Source organism: Lactobacillus paragasseri (genome assembly GCF_003584685.1).
GTDB classification, from domain to species: domain Bacteria; phylum Bacillota; class Bacilli; order Lactobacillales; family Lactobacillaceae; genus Lactobacillus; species Lactobacillus paragasseri.
Map to the genome: position 1 here is coordinate 1845666 of NZ_AP018549.1, position 15958 is coordinate 1861623.

At 33.5% G+C, this 15958-nt stretch carries 17 protein-coding genes, 1 pseudogene and 1 other annotated feature; of the genes and pseudogenes, 4 read left to right on the top strand and 14 right to left on the bottom strand.

Features of this window, described 5'->3' with window-relative positions:
* From dltB to LpgJCM5343_RS09455, 7 genes are all read right to left on the bottom strand, one after another.
* A complete protein-coding gene (dltB, locus tag LpgJCM5343_RS08995; RefSeq protein WP_003649826.1) occupies positions 1-1224 on the bottom strand; it encodes a D-alanyl-lipoteichoic acid biosynthesis protein DltB in 1224 nt (407 codons plus the stop codon).
* Positions 1221-2729, bottom strand: a complete 1509-nt coding sequence (dltA, locus tag LpgJCM5343_RS09000; RefSeq protein ID WP_003649825.1) for a D-alanine--poly(phosphoribitol) ligase subunit DltA — start codon at positions 2727-2729, stop codon at positions 1221-1223. Before dltA ends, dltB begins: the two co-directional genes overlap by 4 nt.
* 20 nt (positions 2730-2749) lie before the next feature.
* Positions 2750-2908, bottom strand: coding sequence for a teichoic acid D-Ala incorporation-associated protein DltX (locus LpgJCM5343_RS09005; RefSeq protein WP_003649824.1), 159 nt, complete (start codon positions 2906-2908; stop codon positions 2750-2752).
* Positions 2909-3045: 137 nt separating this feature from the next.
* Positions 3046-3333 (bottom strand): hypothetical protein, encoded by a 288-nt coding sequence (locus LpgJCM5343_RS09010; RefSeq protein WP_020807624.1) that lies wholly within the window; start codon positions 3331-3333, stop codon positions 3046-3048.
* Position 3334: 1 nt separating this feature from the next.
* Positions 3335-4486, bottom strand: coding sequence for a YncE family protein (locus LpgJCM5343_RS09015; protein ID WP_077959231.1), 1152 nt, complete (start codon positions 4484-4486; stop codon positions 3335-3337).
* A gap of 355 nt (positions 4487-4841) precedes the next feature.
* Positions 4842-5153: a hypothetical protein gene (locus LpgJCM5343_RS09020; protein WP_101891043.1), complete on the bottom strand. Its 312-nt coding sequence runs from the start codon at positions 5151-5153 to the stop codon at positions 4842-4844.
* A gap of 270 nt (positions 5154-5423) precedes the next feature.
* Complete coding sequence (locus LpgJCM5343_RS09455) at positions 5424-5597, bottom strand: hypothetical protein (protein WP_157955017.1); 174 nt, start codon at positions 5595-5597, stop codon at positions 5424-5426.
* Between the two features lie 187 nt (positions 5598-5784).
* Between LpgJCM5343_RS09455 and cbpB the strand changes: the two genes are divergently transcribed.
* From cbpB to LpgJCM5343_RS09035, 3 genes are all read left to right on the top strand, one after another.
* Positions 5785-6273: a cyclic-di-AMP-binding protein CbpB gene (gene cbpB, locus LpgJCM5343_RS09025; RefSeq protein WP_101891042.1), complete on the top strand. Its 489-nt coding sequence runs from the start codon at positions 5785-5787 to the stop codon at positions 6271-6273.
* A 78-nt stretch (positions 6274-6351) separates the two neighbouring features.
* Positions 6352-8229 carry a heavy metal translocating P-type ATPase gene (locus LpgJCM5343_RS09030; protein ID WP_003649818.1) on the top strand — a complete coding sequence of 626 codons (1878 nt, stop codon included), beginning with the start codon at positions 6352-6354 and terminating at the stop codon, positions 8227-8229.
* A 67-nt stretch (positions 8230-8296) separates the two neighbouring features.
* Positions 8297-8347, top strand: a sequence feature (sodium ion sensor (DUF1646 type); this cis-regulatory element may regulate processes involved in with the transportation of sodium ions).
* Positions 8348-8395: 48 nt separating this feature from the next.
* Positions 8396-9556, top strand: coding sequence for a cation:proton antiporter (locus tag LpgJCM5343_RS09035; protein WP_039158111.1), 1161 nt, complete (start codon positions 8396-8398; stop codon positions 9554-9556).
* Between the two features lie 59 nt (positions 9557-9615).
* Here LpgJCM5343_RS09035 and LpgJCM5343_RS09040 read toward each other — a convergent pair whose 3' ends face one another.
* Positions 9616-10269 (bottom strand): DUF4097 family beta strand repeat-containing protein, encoded by a 654-nt coding sequence (locus LpgJCM5343_RS09040; RefSeq protein WP_101891041.1) that lies wholly within the window; start codon positions 10267-10269, stop codon positions 9616-9618.
* Entirely contained in the window at positions 10270-11847 is a 1578-nt protein-coding gene (locus LpgJCM5343_RS09045) for an ATP-binding cassette domain-containing protein (protein ID WP_101891040.1), read from the bottom strand.
* 101 nt (positions 11848-11948) lie between these two features.
* On the opposite strand from LpgJCM5343_RS09045, the gene LpgJCM5343_RS09050 reads away from it, so the two are divergent.
* Positions 11949-12809, top strand: coding sequence for a helix-turn-helix domain-containing protein (locus tag LpgJCM5343_RS09050; protein ID WP_003649814.1), 861 nt, complete (start codon positions 11949-11951; stop codon positions 12807-12809).
* 127 nt (positions 12810-12936) lie between these two features.
* On the opposite strand, the gene LpgJCM5343_RS09055 is transcribed toward LpgJCM5343_RS09050, so the two are convergent.
* The 5 genes and pseudogenes from LpgJCM5343_RS09055 to LpgJCM5343_RS09075 form a co-directional block, all read right to left on the bottom strand.
* A complete protein-coding gene (locus tag LpgJCM5343_RS09055) occupies positions 12937-13767 on the bottom strand; it encodes a helix-turn-helix domain-containing protein (protein ID WP_101891039.1) in 831 nt (276 codons plus the stop codon).
* 96 nt (positions 13768-13863) lie between these two features.
* Positions 13864-14030: pseudogene (locus tag LpgJCM5343_RS09645) on the bottom strand (MFS transporter); the annotation flags it as partial.
* 76 nt (positions 14031-14106) lie between these two features.
* On the bottom strand, positions 14107-14349 hold the full coding sequence (locus tag LpgJCM5343_RS09065; protein WP_077959238.1) for a hypothetical protein: 243 nt from the start codon (positions 14347-14349) through the stop codon (positions 14107-14109).
* 19 nt (positions 14350-14368) lie between these two features.
* Positions 14369-15016, bottom strand: a complete 648-nt coding sequence (gene pcp, locus LpgJCM5343_RS09070) for a pyroglutamyl-peptidase I (RefSeq protein ID WP_003650640.1) — start codon at positions 15014-15016, stop codon at positions 14369-14371.
* 18 nt (positions 15017-15034) lie between these two features.
* Positions 15035-15958, bottom strand: a complete 924-nt coding sequence (locus LpgJCM5343_RS09075; RefSeq protein ID WP_077959239.1) for a DUF979 domain-containing protein — start codon at positions 15956-15958, stop codon at positions 15035-15037.

Genomic DNA, 15958 nt, shown 5'->3' on the forward strand with positions numbered 1-15958 from the left:
TTACTTCCAGCCAAACCATAATGTACTCAAGAAACCTGAGAAAATTAGGAAACTGAAACAAACAACATTAAATGTTAAGAAGATCGCAAACCACTTAGTAAACTTATTATGTGGAATCTGCTTACGGTGCTTGCGCTTAAATCTTAGCCAAATATCGTTGATGATAATTGCCAAAGCATGGTAAATACCATATACGATATAGTACCACGTTAAGCCATGCCAAAAGCCCATAATTAAGAAATCTACTAAATATGCGAGTTGCGATAATCTAATTCTATTCTTTACCAATTTATGCTTCATTGCAAAGAATGTAAAACGCATAAAGATAAAGTCACGGAACCAGAAAGATAGAGTCATATGCCATCTATTCCAGAAATCTTTAATATTTTGAGAAATAAATGGTTTATTAAAGTTCATCGGAGTTCTAATTCCCATGAAATATGAAGTACCTACAGCAAATAAAGAATATCCTGCAAAGTCAAAGAAGAGATACATACTGTAGCAATACATATAACCAAGAAGAGCCCAAGATAAACGTAGACCACCATTGGCTTGACCATAAAATAGTGCATCTCTAGCTAATTGCGGCAACCACAAAGTACCAAAGACATAACCAATAATAAATTTATACAAGAAACCTTGGAAAATATATCTTGTCCCAAATTTTAGGTTTTCAATATATTTGTCTCTCTCTGGCGCCTTATCATAGTCTTCCTTAAATCTCCGATAACGATCAATAGGACCTGAGGAAATAGTTGGGAAGAAGAGGAGGAATCTTGCATACGTAATTGGATCAACTTTTTTGATAGTTTTATCGCGAAGTTCCATAATAACTTGCACTGTCTTAAAAGTTAAATATGAAATTCCGAAGAATCCAATTAAATCAGCAGTCTTATTGTGTGCTAATGGTGCGATCTTTACCGCTGCTAAAGGCAAAATTGCTAAGATAACGGCTAAACAAAAAACAGAGGTCTTATTCTTTCCAGAATTAACATACTTTTGATAAGCAAAAGTAATTAAAAATTGGAAAATAATATATCCAATCAGTTGGACTCCCTGTATCCAGTCCTTACCATTAAACATCAAAAACAAGAATAGTAATGAAACGAAAGCTTCATAAGTCTTAAAGCGCCGACCATGATATAAACCAATAATTAATGGCAAAAGCGCAATAAAAAGAATGACGAAGTAACGCGGATTACTATATGGCTGAATGTTGATCACGCGTTATTTACCTCCTTAATTACTTGTTTAATATCTACCTTACCGTTTTGAGAAATTGGCATTTCATCACGATAGATAAAGCGTTGAGGAAGCATATATGGCATAATATCTTGACTTAAAGACTCACGTAGCTTTTTAGTCAATTCAGCATCATCGTACTTTTCTCGCACTCCATCAGCTAATTCAACTACAGCAACTAGTTGTTGAACCTTGTGGTCTTTATTGTACTTAGGAGCAACAACGCCATAACGCACTAATGGGTTCTTGGCAAGATAGAAGTTAATTTCTTCTAGTTCAATACGATAGCCATTGAACTTAACTTGGAAATCTATTCTTCCGCGATAAAAGAGCATATCGCCATCTAAAAATCCTAAATCTCCAGTACGGTAGCTTGAATGCTCTCCGTCTTTAAAGAAAGCAGCCTTAGTCTTTTCTGGGTTATTTAAATAGCCTTTTGAAACACTAGGTCCCTCAATAATAACTTCGCCTTGATCCTTTTCTTCACCTTTTGAAGTATCAATTGAGATTTTAGTATCTTCTTTAGAAACACCAATTGGTAAGCGATCATACTTGCTCAAAATATCATCAGTAATTTCTACTTGAGTAACAGCAACAGTTGTTTCTGTAGGGCCGTAAGTGTTGAAAATATGACTATCTGGGAATTTCATCTTAAGCATTTTTGCTGTTTTATGACTTAATTCTTCACCGCAGAATAAAAAATGAGTTAATTCTGGGTGGTGCTTCGCGTCAAAAGTTGGATCTAAAAAGCTCATCTCTACAAATGATGGTGTTGAAACCCAGACATTAAATTTTAATTGTGGCAAAGTCTTAAATAACTGACCTAAGTTCTCAGTTACATCATGAGGTAACACTACTAACTTGCCACCTGCAGTTAAAGCAGGATATAAGCTCATGACAGATAAGTCAAAAGAGTATGGAGCTTGTGCTAAGAAACTAGGTTGATCTGGAAGTGAAAAGTCATTTAACTCCCAATTTACAAAGCTCAGCAAGTTATCATGGCTAATTTGCACACCCTTAGGTTTACCGGTAGTACCTGAAGTAAAGATAATATAGAAGTTATCATCCCCACTTACAAATTTACTTTGCTCAATCTCTGCGTGATTGTCAGAAACTTCCTCAGGAGTTAAAACTTTGATATTATCCATTTCAATTGGAAGCTTATCAATTGCAATTACCAAAGGTGATTCAGAAACTTCCTGAATCATTAATAAACGTTCACTATTAGAATAACTAGCAATTGGAATATAAGCATGTCCCGCTTTTACAGCACCAAGAAAACTGGCGATCATTTCAAAGGTTTGACCACCCCAAATCATTACTGGGGCTTTTTCGGGAAGATCTAATTCGCTAATCTTAGCTGCATATGCATCTGAGCGAGCTTTCAAGTCTCCATAAGTATTAGTTTCGCCAAGATAATCATAGGCGATCCGCTTTGGATCTTCAGTAGCAATTTGATCGATTGTCTTGATTACATCTTTAATCATTTAATGCGACCCTTTCAGTTCTAGAAATCTTTATAAATAAATTTTGCAGCCCCAATGCCGCTATATGAGTACAAGTAAACTAGCACTACAAGCACTGCAAAGTAAAAGAGAGTTTTGGCAATGAATAGGCCGATCTCTTTTTTCTTTGTATTATTTTGCTTATCTTTATTTTCTGCCATGCTTACACCTCGTAATCTTTTTTCTAAATTTTACAACATTGTTATAAAACAGGTTAACATTTTTACTATTTCTTAGAAAAATAGCATGAACAGAAGTAATTATACCAAAAATAGCCTTAGTTATGGATAGTTCACTATTATTGATTACGTTTTCTTTCAATAAAATAACCAATTCCTAAGAAAATAGTCGGTAAAATCGAAACAAACACTAACACTACTAAGATTACCTTTAAAAGCCAATCAGGATTTTCCCACTTTTTATCATTGGCAGTTGCTAAAGCATAGGCCGAGAATAAAACAATTGTAATAAGGTTTATTAAAAACAAGCTGCTATGCGAATATTGATACAGCATTAAAACACTACTTCCTGATATCAAGCCACTCCAGCCTGCTAATCGTACCCAAAAAGCTATCTTCTTAACCATTTTAACCCCCTAATAAGGCATTAATATTTGCTGATAAAATTCGATCGACAATCATAATTTGATCACGTGCATAAGCCTTTGCACCAGATTCAAATAACATTAATAGCTGACCATTTTGAACATAAATTTGTTCTAAATATGGCGGCATAACTACAACTTTTTCTGCATTTCCTTCATCTAGATAGTTTAAAGCTGAAATTGGGAAAAAGTATAACTTAGAATCCTTGCTTCCATAAGACTGACTCAAAATAATCCAATTTTGATAAAAGGCAATTCCTTGAATCTGTCGATCCATTGAGGCACTTCCAGAACCTAAGGCCCAAGATACTTGACCAGTTACTGCCTTAATTTGGTCACTAGTGATTGTTCCCTTAAAGTTCCCTGAACGCGCAATCGGATAACTAGCAATTTGTCCTTGACCATCTGTATTAAAAAAGCCAACAAACAATTGATTATCATAATAAGTTACACAAGATGCTCTTTCAATCGTTGGCAAAGCAATGACATTGTCATATTGAATAGGTTGCTTTTTCTTATTATAACTGTATTTCTCTAGTTTCTTTAATGAAAAAGACATTAGGGCCGAAGAATCATCTTGACTACCTGTTACCCAAATATTTTTAGCAGTTGGATCATAAGCAATACCACCTAAATGCGGAGATCCAGAAACCTGAATAGTCTTCAAATATTTACCAGTTTTTTTATCTAAACAGTAAATAACTGAGCGATGATTATGTGTTGAATCGTAAGCTGTAATTAATAAGTACTTCCCCGCTACAGTTAGTCCTTGAGGAGTCATCGAATCTGTATCTGTAATTTTCTTTTTATTGAAATCATAGCTTGGCGTTACAACTTGTCCTGGGATTACGACACTGTTACCAATTTTACTAGCACGTGGCGTTTCATATGCTGCACTATAGACATCAGGATACTTTTCATTCAATAACTTCTTAAAGTAAGCCAAATTATGATGACCTGGGCTAATGCTTGTGCCATCCTTTGCCTTTTCTACATCAGGTCTAGAAGTAAACGTTGCTTTTGCCTGTTCTCGCTTTTGATATTGCTGATAGCCATAGTAACCGCCATAACTAGCCCCAGCAATAATTGCCAAAATTAAGATTAGTTTAAACAGAATCTTTAAAAATCTTTTCATTAGCTTTCCCTACCTAGTAAACAACTTCCTTAATTCGATATTATACCTGAACAGTCCATTTACTATATGAAAATAAAAAATTAAGCAAGTATATTATATTTGGTTCTAGTTTGTACTATAATATATTAATTGTAGTAGTGGATTAATAATAATTCACTGCTATTAGCATTAACATCCAACTTTTTATTTTCATTCTTACTCCTCCAAGTAGATTGAATAATAACAAGATCAGCTTAAAGGCTGATTATCTATCTTTGAAACGACTTATGCACTTCCCAGCATAGGTCGTTTTCTTTTTAGCGCATTAAAAAAGAGAATCCTGATTATGGATTCTCTTTTCTTGTACTGATGATTATTAAGGAAATGGAATGAAATTAAGTAAGTTACCGTCTTTAGTATATCTTTGATAGGTGGCATCTCTTAACTTATTCCAAACCTTACTTTGAAAAGTATTCAAATTTAAGTCATTAAACGCCATTAAATTTTCAACTAAACTAACAACATCAAATAATTGCGATGTTAAAGCGACAGCGTGATATTTCCCTGTTTTCAAATTAGCAATTGTTTCATTTATCTGATCAACTATTTGAACAACGTTAGGATCATTTTCAGTCGTCAAACTTAATCTGAACGCTTCAAGCAAGCTGATATATTCTTGATACTCCATTTTGACAATACCAACTTTCTAGCCTAGTAAAAAATATTATGTTTTGATCATGATAAAAGCGATTTCATTTATATATAAATTATATCATACCAATTTTTAGAATAATGATTTTCCACTGGCAATATTATGCCAAAATACATAGCATATTTAGCAATGAATCGACTTAAGCTTTCTTCTTAATAAGAAGCATACCAATCCCATTTTTTATTAAAAATAATTGCATAAAGTTTCCTTCAGATGAAAAAAATGATTTATAAAGCACAATTATTACTATAGCTGGGGCGCAAGTTTATAATTTATCCCAACTTTTTTAACAAATTTAACTTTTTTAATAAAAAACGTCACAATTTGTTCACATTTTCCCTCTAATATATAAACCATAGCAACGGGGGAAAACAAAAACCCCATCGCTATTAGCATTAACATCCAACTTTTTATTTTCATTCTTACTCCTCCAAGTAGATTGAATACATTTATCAGTCTTTGACTGATCCTATACTTATATATCTGAAATCCGCGTCTTTCCCAGCGCGGATTTTTTTGTGGGCTTATTTCCAAGACTTTCCTATAATAGAAGTGAAAGGGAATACAAATTTTAAAAATTAGTTATTTAAGCATAGGAAGGATTAATATGTTCTCACCATCAATTCGATCCTTGATTGAAGAAAAAGCAGGCTCATTTATCATCCCTGCCTCTAGAATTGCATTCGTAGAAGATGAAAATCCACTCTACCATGCATTTTTAATTCTTACTAAAATGAAATACTCAAAAATTCCAGTTTTAGATAAGAATCAAAAAGTAGTTGGTTTAATCAGCTTATCAATGATTACAGATAAGATGCTAACGCCTGATAATATCGTTATCGAACCTTTATCAGACTTGAAAGTCAAAGACGTAATGCAAACAGACTTTGAAACGATCAACTTTGCCCATACTAATCTTGAAACGCAGCTGCATCTTTTAGTCGATAATCCTTTTATTCCAGTTGTAAATGACAACAATATTTTTCAAGGATTACTTACAAGAAGAGAATGGATTAAGGCGTTTAATTACGTAACTCATTCAATTGATGATAAATATGACATTACTAAAAAGAGCGATCCGAGCGAAGCAAGCTAAATTGCTTAAATTTAATCTATTAAGTGGTATAGTAATAATGTTTTAGTATTATTGTTAATTTAGTTGGAGGTAAAGCTAATGAGACATCAATGGAAATTTTTCACAATTCTCGGAATTGGTGTCATTGCAGCGATTTTAGACTTTCTGTGTGGAGCTCCTAAAATTGGTACATGGCCAATCTCAGGTATCTTAATTGATATCTTCGGAATTTTTATGGCAATTACAATGCTCCGTGAAATGATTCATACGCTTGAATCAGGACGCTGGGGTGTAGATATCTTAGCAATTATTGCCGTGGTTTCAACAATGATTGTTGGCGACTATTGGGCAGCTTGGATGATTTTAATCATGCTTACCGGTGGTGACTCACTTGAAGATTACGCTACCAGTCAAGCAGACAAGGAACTACGTTCTTTATTACAAAACTCACCAAGAATTGCTGATAAGTTAGTCAATGGCAAGATTGAAGAAGTTAAAGTTGACGATTTAAAGATTGGCGACATTGTCTTAATTAAGCCAGGTAGTCAAGTTCCTGTTGATGGAGAAATCATTAAAGGTAATTCTAGTTTTGACCAATCTTCATTAACTGGTGAATCAGTTCCAGTAGATAAAAAAGTCGGCGATGACTTAATGTCAGGATCAATTAATGGGGATGCAGCAGTAGAAATGAAAGTTACTAAAGCTGCTAAAGATTCTGAATATCAATCAATCGTTGCCTTAGTTAAGTCTTCAGAAGCAAAACCTGCTAAATTCGTTAAAATGGCTGACCGCTACGCTGTACCATTTACCATTATTTCTTTAATTATTGGTATTGCAGCTATGATTACTTCTGCTGTAACTAATCCAGCACTAGGTTGGCAAGGTCACTTCTTACGTTTTGCGCAAGTTATGGTTGTTGCTTCGCCTTGTCCATTGTTAATTGCTGCGCCAGTTGCAATGGTTTCAGGCATGAGTTCAATGTCGCGTAGCCACATTATTGTAAAGTCTGGTACTACGCTTGAAAAGTTATCTCGTACCCTAACTTTTGCTTTTGATAAAACCGGTACTTTAACCGAAAACCAACTAGTTATTGACCAAGTCGTTTTAGCAAAAGATAGCTCAATTTCAAAAGAAGAATTACAAGGTTTGGCAGCTAGCGTTGAACAACAATCAAGTCACGTTATCGCAACTTCATTAGTAAAAAGCACAGATAAAAACTTAATTAAACCAGTTACCAACTTAAAAGAGGCTACTGCTAAGGGTGTTAGCGGTGAAGTAGACGGTAAACTAGTAAAAGTTGGTAAACTTGCCTACGTTGATCCTGATCAAGAAAAAATCACAGTTCAATCAACAGCTGTCTTTGTTTCAATTGACAATAAATTTGCTGGATATATTACTTTCCAAGACCAAATCAGAAAAAACACCCCAGAAACAATCGCTCGTCTTCGCCGTCAAGGTATCAAGCAAATTATGATGCTGACTGGTGACCGTAGATCTGTAGCCGACAAAGTTGCTACAGAAGCCGGAATTAGAGAAAGCGAAGTTCACGCTGATTTGCTTCCTGCTCAAAAGATTCAGGCTATTAGAGATGTTAAACCTAATCTCAGACCAGTTGCCATGGTTGGAGATGGTGTTAATGACGCACCTAGTTTAATGGCTGCTGATGTTGGTATCGCTATGGGTGCTAAAGGTGCAACCGCTGCTAGCGAAAGTGCCGATGCAGTTATTATGGTTAATGATATTTCTAAAGTTAACGATGCTGTCGCAATTTCTAAACATACGATGAAAGTTGCCCACGTTGATATTATTACCGCAATTTGTATCGTTATCTTAATTGAATTGATTGCCTTTACCGGTATCATTCCAGCATTCTGGGGTGCAATTTTACAAGAAGTAGTCGACTTAATTACTATCTTGCTTGCTCTTCTTGCTAAAACTAAGCCAACCAATCCTAAACAAACAGGATTAGAGAAATAAAAAAACTAGTTTGCAACCAAGAAATTTTTTAGCTAAACTAAAATTTAGTTAAATATTTTTCATTAGTGGTTGGGTTTTATTTAAAACTTTCAAGATTTGCTTATTTGGGTCAATAAGCGCTTGAAAGTTTTTTATTTTGCCACAAAGTTATAGAAAGTTGAAAGAAATGCACTTTTTAGGAGAATTAATTTTAATTCTGCTGGCTACTACATTATTAGGACAACTTTTTTCTCGTCTTAATATGCCAGCAGTTATTGGTCAATTATTATCAGGAATCTTATTAGGACCAGCCATTTTAGGTCTAGTTAAGCCAAACGAAATCATTTCGCTCTTTTCAGAGTTTGGTGTAATTCTGTTGATGTTCTTAGCTGGGCTAGAAAGTAACTTAGAATTATTGAAGAAATATTTCAATCTAAGTTTCACTGTTGCTGGAATTGGCGTTATCCTACCAGTTTTCTTCATGGGAATTGCAAGCTACTTATTTGGAATGAACTTCCTTGAAGCCCTATTTATCGGAATTGTATTTGCGGCTACTAGTGTTTCAATTTCAGTTGTCGTGTTGCAAGAAGCTAATCAAATTCATACCCGAGCTGGTACAGCTATTCTAGGAGCAGCTGTGGTTGATGATATCTTAGCAGTAATTGTGCTTAGTTTATTTACTACCTTTAGTCATGAAGGCGGTAAAAGTGGTTTAACTAATAATTTCTTTCTTAATTTATTAATTGAAGTAATCTATTTTGTTGTAGTCTGGATTATCTTCAAATTCATCGCACCATATTTTATGAAATTAGCAGAAAAAATTGAAGTCGATTATGCTGTAGTTATTGGATCACTTGTACTTGCCTTATCAATGGCTTGGGCAGCTGACTTTGTAGGTTTAAGTGCGGTTGTAGGGGCCTTTTTTGGCGGTCTTGCAATCAGACAAACTCCGCAATATAAAGAAGTTCAATCTTCAGTTAGTGCAATTGGATATTCAATTTTTATCCCAGTATTTTTTGTAAATATTGGTCTTTCAATGACATTTGCTAGTTTTATTAAAGATATTTGGTTCATTATTGTAATGACAATTTTAGCTGTCGTATCTAAGTTCTGGGCTGGTAAATATTCAAGTGAATTATTTGGCTTTACCAAAAATGAGGGAAACATCGTTGGTGCTGGGATGGTATCACGTGGTGAAGTAGCCTTGATTGTTGCTCAAATCGGAATTACGCACCACCTCTTCCCAGAGGATATTTATTCAAGTTTAATCCTGGTAATTATTATCACCACTGTCCTCTCACCATTTATCTTGAACTACTACATTAAACGTGGCATAAAAAATCACTAAAATAAAAACGAATTAGCCGTTGATTTAATCAACAAATAGCTAATTCGTTTTTTTATATTCTAATTTACTGAAATACTACCCAAAGAAGTGTCTGCTTCTAAAACATTCCTAGAGTCACTATTCTTTTCAAAGGAATCACCATGTTTTTTACCACTAATTGTAATTTTCCCAAGAGAAGTATCTAGATCATAACCAGTCGCATTACTGCTCTCAACTCTAATATTTCCTCTTGAAGTATCAAAACTAATTCCATCTTTAGTCTTCAAATCTTTAATATCGATATTGCCGTTTGATAAATCAATATCGCCTATTTTCACTGCTAAATAATCAGCACTAAAATTACCATTTGAATTATCAACATTTAAACTTTCTAATTGTTCTTTCGGCATTTCAATGACGATTTTAGAATTTAATTGCTTAAAGTTAAATAAACGAATGTGGGTAATTTGATTCTTAAAACTAATTTTTAATTTACTATCTTTAACCTCAACTTTAGGGACATTTTTTTCTAATCCAGAGTAACTAACATGATATTTATTTCCTGCTTTTAAAACTACATCTCCTGTTGGAATATCTATCTCTACTTTAGTAAATTTAGAAAGTGAATAATCCTGATTAACAACTTTTTGATTAGCTACATTAAACATTGTCAATCCTCCAACTAATATAATTACAATAATGCCAATACTAAATAATGTTTTCTTCCAATTCATCTAAATATGTTCCTTCAAGTCAAGTATTTCGTCATATTGCTTCAATTCATCTTTCTCATAGTGGTGAATCACTTCAATAAAAGTTAACTTTGAAGCTAATAAATATTTATGAATTATATCAGAAGTTTTCTTATCAAGGGAAGCATTAATTTCATCAAGTAATAACACTGGGCGCTTCATTAAAATTGCTCTTGCTAACTCAATCCGTGCTAGTTGTCCACCTGATAATTTATCGGCTGCTTCTCCTAATTGATAGTCAAAGCCTTTTTCTTTAACTAATTCGCTCAAGTCCAAGTTATCGCAAACTTCCTCTACCTTTTCCCGGGAAATGTTTTTTCCTAAAGTCAAATTAAACAATAGACTATCCGCAAAAATAACCGGTGCTTGGCTTGCATATGAGAATAAGTCTGGAAATGTACCAGCTTTTACTCTTTTATCATTTAATCTAATCGCCTCTGCTTTTCCATATTTTCCATATAGTAAGAACTGCAATAAAGTCGATTTTCCTGCTCCAGATGGTCCAATGACAGCAATTTTCTTACCTAGGTTGACATTTAAGTCAATCCCAGTAGCTAATTGCTTACCATCTCTCTTTAAGATCAAATCTTCTACTTGTAAATCCTGTAAACTTACAACTTTTCTATTTTCTGCATCTTTTTCTTTATCTAAAAAGTCATTAACCTTCTCAACAATCTTCTTAGTAGTAGACAATTTACTTCTATCATCTAAGATAAATAAAATTGGATTTATAAATGAATTGGCTAATTGCACAATTGCAAATAAAGCTCCTAAACTTGTTTGTCCTTTTACAACTAAATAAATTCCAAATAGAAATGGCATCAAAAATGTAACAATATTTCCAACAAAATTAATCCATGAGTTCGTATCAAGGTTTAAGAGATTCATATTACTCAATGCTTGTTCTAGCTTAGAAATTGTTTGTTTATTTTTAGCAACCGCCTGATTTTGACCATCATATAAATGTAGCGTTTCAACACCTGCTAAGAAGTTTTTAGTCTGATTAACATACTTACTATTAGCACTAGTCCACTTTTCAGAAGATTCTTGAATAGGCTTTTGAAAAACATTAGAAACAACCATTGGAATAAAAGATCCAACTAGGAATAGTAATGTAAGTAGCCAATTAACTGCTAAAGCATAGCCTAGTGCTAATACTAACGAAAAAATCTGCATAATAATTTCAATTTGAGCATTAAAACGATTAGTTTCAAGTAGTTTAAAATCATTAGTTAAAAATCCTAAACTATCATTATTTTCGTCTTTTGACTCTTCTAGCATTCCACCCAAAATATGTGTTCTTAAATAAGTGTTAGTTTCCTTAATTGTATTAGTTTTCAATCTGTTAAATACTAGGCTTGCAATTAAGGTAACAACTAATGCTGCAATGATAATAATCAAAAATTGTGTAATTTTGCCCCAGTTCTTATTAGTAGCAATATTAGTTAGTGTTTGCACAACATTGGCCATAATAATATTTTGAAAACTAGCAATTAAACCAAAGATAATCATCAATATGAATCTAAATTTATTTGAATACTTAAACAGCATCTTCTTCATCCCCTCATCGATTTAAACTTGTTGATAAGAGTATATGATGAGATTATACTTAAAAATAAATCTCTTGCAGATCTGCAAGTTAGTTTTTGGAGAATGAAAAAATGTATGGTCATGAATTCAAAGAATTACGCTTAGAACAAGGTATTACGCAAAAAGAGGCTTGCAGCGGAATCTGTTCTGAATCAAAACTATCACGCTGGGAAAATGATCAAGTCGAGGTTGAATTTAGTACGGCAATGAAATTACTAAATAGAATTCACATTACTAGTCATGAATTTATGGGTTGGTCCAAATTTTCACCACGACCCGAAATAGATCCTGAGCTTTCTGAAGCTACTGAAAAAGAAAATATTCCGTTTCTCAAACGAGTTACACAAAAACAACTAACTAAGTATCATAAAAATCATAATAAGTTTGACTTATTTATGGCTGCTAATCTATGTAATCAACTTTTTATCATCGAACATAAAAATTACTTGCCTCCTATTGACCAAAAAAAGCTTTTTGCAATTTTTTCAAAAGTCAATTTATGGAGTCAATACTATATTTCAGCGTTTGGTGCATCAATTTTTCTATTCAATCCTAAGCAAATTTATGGTAGTTCAATGCAAATCATTCGTAATATTGACCGTCTTAAAGAAGCTGAAACTAGTTTTAACTTAGAAATCATTATGGGAAGTTTATCAGATGGCATTTTACGGCTGATTTCACTTAATGAATTGTCTTATGCTCAGAAATTAGTCAAAGAACTTAAAAAAATCGAATTACCACAATATTTAATGTTTTTTACTCTAACCTTGACTTATTTGCAAAAGGCAATTGATTACATGAAAAATGGTGATGACAAACCAATACTTACATTAATTTCAGAAGTTTTAGATTTAGGGTGCAGTGTGCAAGCCACCACCTACCTAGATATGTTTAAGTATTTAAAAGCTCAGCGAAAAAAATACAATTTTTAACATAGCGTCTACATTCATTTTTTAAACAATCCCAATATATAGTCACGATCACTTAACAGGCATAATAAAAAACGCAGTTTAAAACTGCGTTCTTTGTACGATCAAATCATAGCGGCAACAATCCAGACTATATTCGTAGCTCTTCCCCATACTCAGGCATACCTACAAGACAAAAACTTTTTATTATAGCATCGCAATATTGCAACGCAGACTTATCTTGATTCTTTTTATATTGAATGAAATAAGTAAAAAAGGTCATCGCACTTTTATAAAAGAAAAGATCAGGATTAGTTGGAACCTTATTAGCAAAATCACTATAAAAATCAATATTCTCAAATTTATTTTCTTCGATAGAAAGGACTAAAACATTAATAGCTAAAGAAAGTAGAGATTTTTTAACAAGCATAGATTCACGCACTTGATACTTTTCAATTATCTTTCTAACAATTGCTTCGTTATCAGCCAAACTATAGAAACGCATAGAATTGCAATACAGCATAAACTTAGTACTATTGAAATTTGGAATTTCAAAAATTTTCTTCTTAATCTCATCTCTAATTTTTTGATTAGGTTTATCCGGATTTAGTAATTCTAAAAGTCCATCAGCAATCAAATTTTGAATTTCTTTATCTTTTTCAGATAATTTACTTTCTGTAATCATTAATTTAACCTTTTTTAGTTTATCTTTATCTACTTGATAATATGCTTCTTCCATTATCTTTTTTTGAATTTGAATCTGACTTTGATAGTTTTCATAATTTGGGTCTAAAGTTTCAATAAATTCTATAGCATCAATTTGATTATATCTAAGCAGATTAATTAAGTTTTCCGCTGAAATTTGATGTATATTTCTTTCTACTTTTCCGTAGTAAGATCGATCAATTATATTACCCGCAAATTCTTGCAAAGTTTTATTTTGGTTAATACGGTATTGCCTAAGCAGATCTCCTATTGTCATTTTTACCTTCACCCCTAATCAAAAATTTTTATCACTATTTTAATGAGATGGACAGAACCAAACAAGTACAAAATTTTGGATTCCGATTAAAACGTATGTCGTTAATAACGTAGTCATCACTGATGCAGTACCATAAGGATCGTATTAATCAAGCCAATTCCTGAGGCTAAAATTTTCTGAGCAATTGCATTAACTAACCATTGCTGCATTTTAAGTGAAGCAGTACTTACAACTGCAGCCAATAAAAAGTAAAACGATAAGATTATAAAAACAACAAAGAAAAAGGCCAAACACCTTACGTGCTTGACCTTACTTAAAAGAGGCTACCTTAGCCTCTTTTCATGATCTTAATAAAAAGTAATGATATAAATACCAAGTTTCAACTATAAACACAATTACTAGATAACCATACCAATCGAAATTTGTATCATGATTACCAAATTGTGTTAAACATACAAAACTAGAAACAATAATTCCAATTAAGCAATAAGCAAATGGAAAACCATATTTAATAATATGCTGCCTAACTAGTAAGCATAGAATGAATCCAATAATCGCTAAACTTAGAAACATCCAAAACATACAATAAATCACCTACGCTTTAGTGATTTGCGCCTTCAATTGCTTCAATATCGCCCTTACCATCACGTTCAACAATAGCGCTAAGAGCTGCAGTTAATCCTTTAACAATGTCATCAAGCGCCATGGATGGAGTATTAGGACGGTTTACAACTTGCTCAGGTAAGAATGGAATATGAATAAATCCTGCCTTAATGTTAGGAAATTCTTTATCTCTCATATATTGAACTTGATACATAATATGATTACATACATAAGTACCAGCAGTATTTGAAACGCTAGCTGGTAAGCCTGCATCCCTAATTGCCTTCGCCTCTGCCTTAATTGGCAATTGTGTAAAGTAGGCAGTTTCTCCATCTTTATGAATTGGTTCACCAAGTGGTTGGTAGCCTTCATTATCTGGAATTCGTCCATCATTGATATTAATTGCTACTCGCTCTGGTGTTAAGCCGAAGCGTCCGCCAGCTTGACCAACATTTAAGACATAATCAGGATTTTCTTTTTTTATTGCTTCTTTTACAACTTCAGCTGACTTATTAAAGACAGTTGGAATTTCTAACTTAACAACTTCTGCACCTTTAATTTCATCAGGCAGTCTTTTAACTGCTTCAATTGCTGGATTAATTTTATCTCCCCCAAAGGGATCAAAACCTGTTACTAAAATTTTCATAATATTATCCTTTCAAGACTAAAATGCCAAAAAGTACATCAAACCAATTTGAACAATCAATAATATAACTGCGATTGGGGCCTGTTGTTTAATAACGCCCATCTGATCTTTCATTTCTAACAGGGCAACGGGTAAGGTGTTAAAGTTAGCAGCCATTGGCGTTACCAACGTTCCGCAGTATCCTGATGTCATTCCAATTGCCGCAACAACTACTGGATTGGCTCCTTGAGCAATTACAAATGGAATACCAATTGCTGCTGTAATTACAGCAAAGGCAGCAAAGGCATTACCCATGATATAAGTAAAGAGCGCCATCGCAATACAGTATAACGCCACTCCTAAGAAATGATTTCCAGCTGGAAAAACATGACTAATCATATTAGCAGTTAGCTTACCAACACCGCAAGTGGTAAAGACTACTCCAAGCATAGCTAATAGTTGCGGTAAAACGCCAGGTGCACCAACGCTTCGTACCATTCTTTGTGAGTCTTTAAAGACTTGCTTAGTCGGAGCCTTAGTTAAAATAATTGCTAAGATCAATGAAACAACAGCACCAATACCGATTCCAACTTGACCACCCAGCGGTGTAAACTGCGCAATCAAAATAGAAGTTAATGCTAAAACTATACTTGGTAAAAATACTTTAGCTCCTAAACGCTTCGCACCCTCTTGCGCGGTTTTGGGATCTAGCTTAGGCAAGCTACCAACTTGAATTTGCTTAAACAAAGCTAAAATTCCAATTACTAAAACCATCGCACCCGATACAACAGCTGGAATCCAATCTCCAAAGGCAAAAATAATTGCCAAGAAGAACCAAAAAACGGCAGTTCCAATTCTCGCCTTATTTGCCTTATCTCTTAAAGTTTCAATTCCAGCAACCGCCATACATAAACCAATCAGGGCATAAAGGATGGCGAGTAAAAAGTTAATCGTATTTTGCAT

Excerpts from the sequence above, each read along its gene's own strand:
- LpgJCM5343_RS09065 (WP_077959238.1), bottom strand. The coding sequence starts at position 14,349 with ATGTTTTGGATGTTTCTAAGTTTAGCGATTATTGGATTCATTCTATGC.
- LpgJCM5343_RS09050 (WP_003649814.1), top strand. The coding sequence starts at position 11,949 with ATGTATGGTCATGAATTCAAAGAATTACGCTTAGAACAAGGTATTACG.
- LpgJCM5343_RS09030 (WP_003649818.1), top strand. The coding sequence starts at position 6,352 with ATGAGACATCAATGGAAATTTTTCACAATTCTCGGAATTGGTGTCATT.
- cbpB (WP_101891042.1), top strand. The coding sequence starts at position 5,785 with ATGTTCTCACCATCAATTCGATCCTTGATTGAAGAAAAAGCAGGCTCA.
- LpgJCM5343_RS09015 (WP_077959231.1), bottom strand. The coding sequence starts at position 4,486 with ATGAAAAGATTTTTAAAGATTCTGTTTAAACTAATCTTAATTTTGGCA.
- pcp (WP_003650640.1), bottom strand. The coding sequence starts at position 15,016 with ATGAAAATTTTAGTAACAGGTTTTGATCCCTTTGGGGGAGATAAAATT.
- LpgJCM5343_RS09020 (WP_101891043.1), bottom strand. The coding sequence starts at position 5,153 with ATGGAGTATCAAGAATATATCAGCTTGCTTGAAGCGTTCAGATTAAGT.
- LpgJCM5343_RS09055 (WP_101891039.1), bottom strand. The coding sequence starts at position 13,767 with ATGACAATAGGAGATCTGCTTAGGCAATACCGTATTAACCAAAATAAA.
- LpgJCM5343_RS09005 (WP_003649824.1), bottom strand. The coding sequence starts at position 2,908 with ATGGCAGAAAATAAAGATAAGCAAAATAATACAAAGAAAAAAGAGATC.
- LpgJCM5343_RS09045 (WP_101891040.1), bottom strand. The coding sequence starts at position 11,847 with ATGAAGAAGATGCTGTTTAAGTATTCAAATAAATTTAGATTCATATTG.
- LpgJCM5343_RS09010 (WP_020807624.1), bottom strand. The coding sequence starts at position 3,333 with ATGGTTAAGAAGATAGCTTTTTGGGTACGATTAGCAGGCTGGAGTGGC.
- LpgJCM5343_RS09455 (WP_157955017.1), bottom strand. The coding sequence starts at position 5,597 with ATGAAAATAAAAAGTTGGATGTTAATGCTAATAGCGATGGGGTTTTTG.
- LpgJCM5343_RS09035 (WP_039158111.1), top strand. The coding sequence starts at position 8,396 with ATGCACTTTTTAGGAGAATTAATTTTAATTCTGCTGGCTACTACATTA.
- LpgJCM5343_RS09075 (WP_077959239.1), bottom strand. The coding sequence starts at position 15,958 with ATGCAAAATACGATTAACTTTTTACTCGCCATCCTTTATGCCCTGATT.
- dltA (WP_003649825.1), bottom strand. The coding sequence starts at position 2,729 with ATGATTAAAGATGTAATCAAGACAATCGATCAAATTGCTACTGAAGAT.
- LpgJCM5343_RS09040 (WP_101891041.1), bottom strand. The coding sequence starts at position 10,269 with ATGAATTGGAAGAAAACATTATTTAGTATTGGCATTATTGTAATTATA.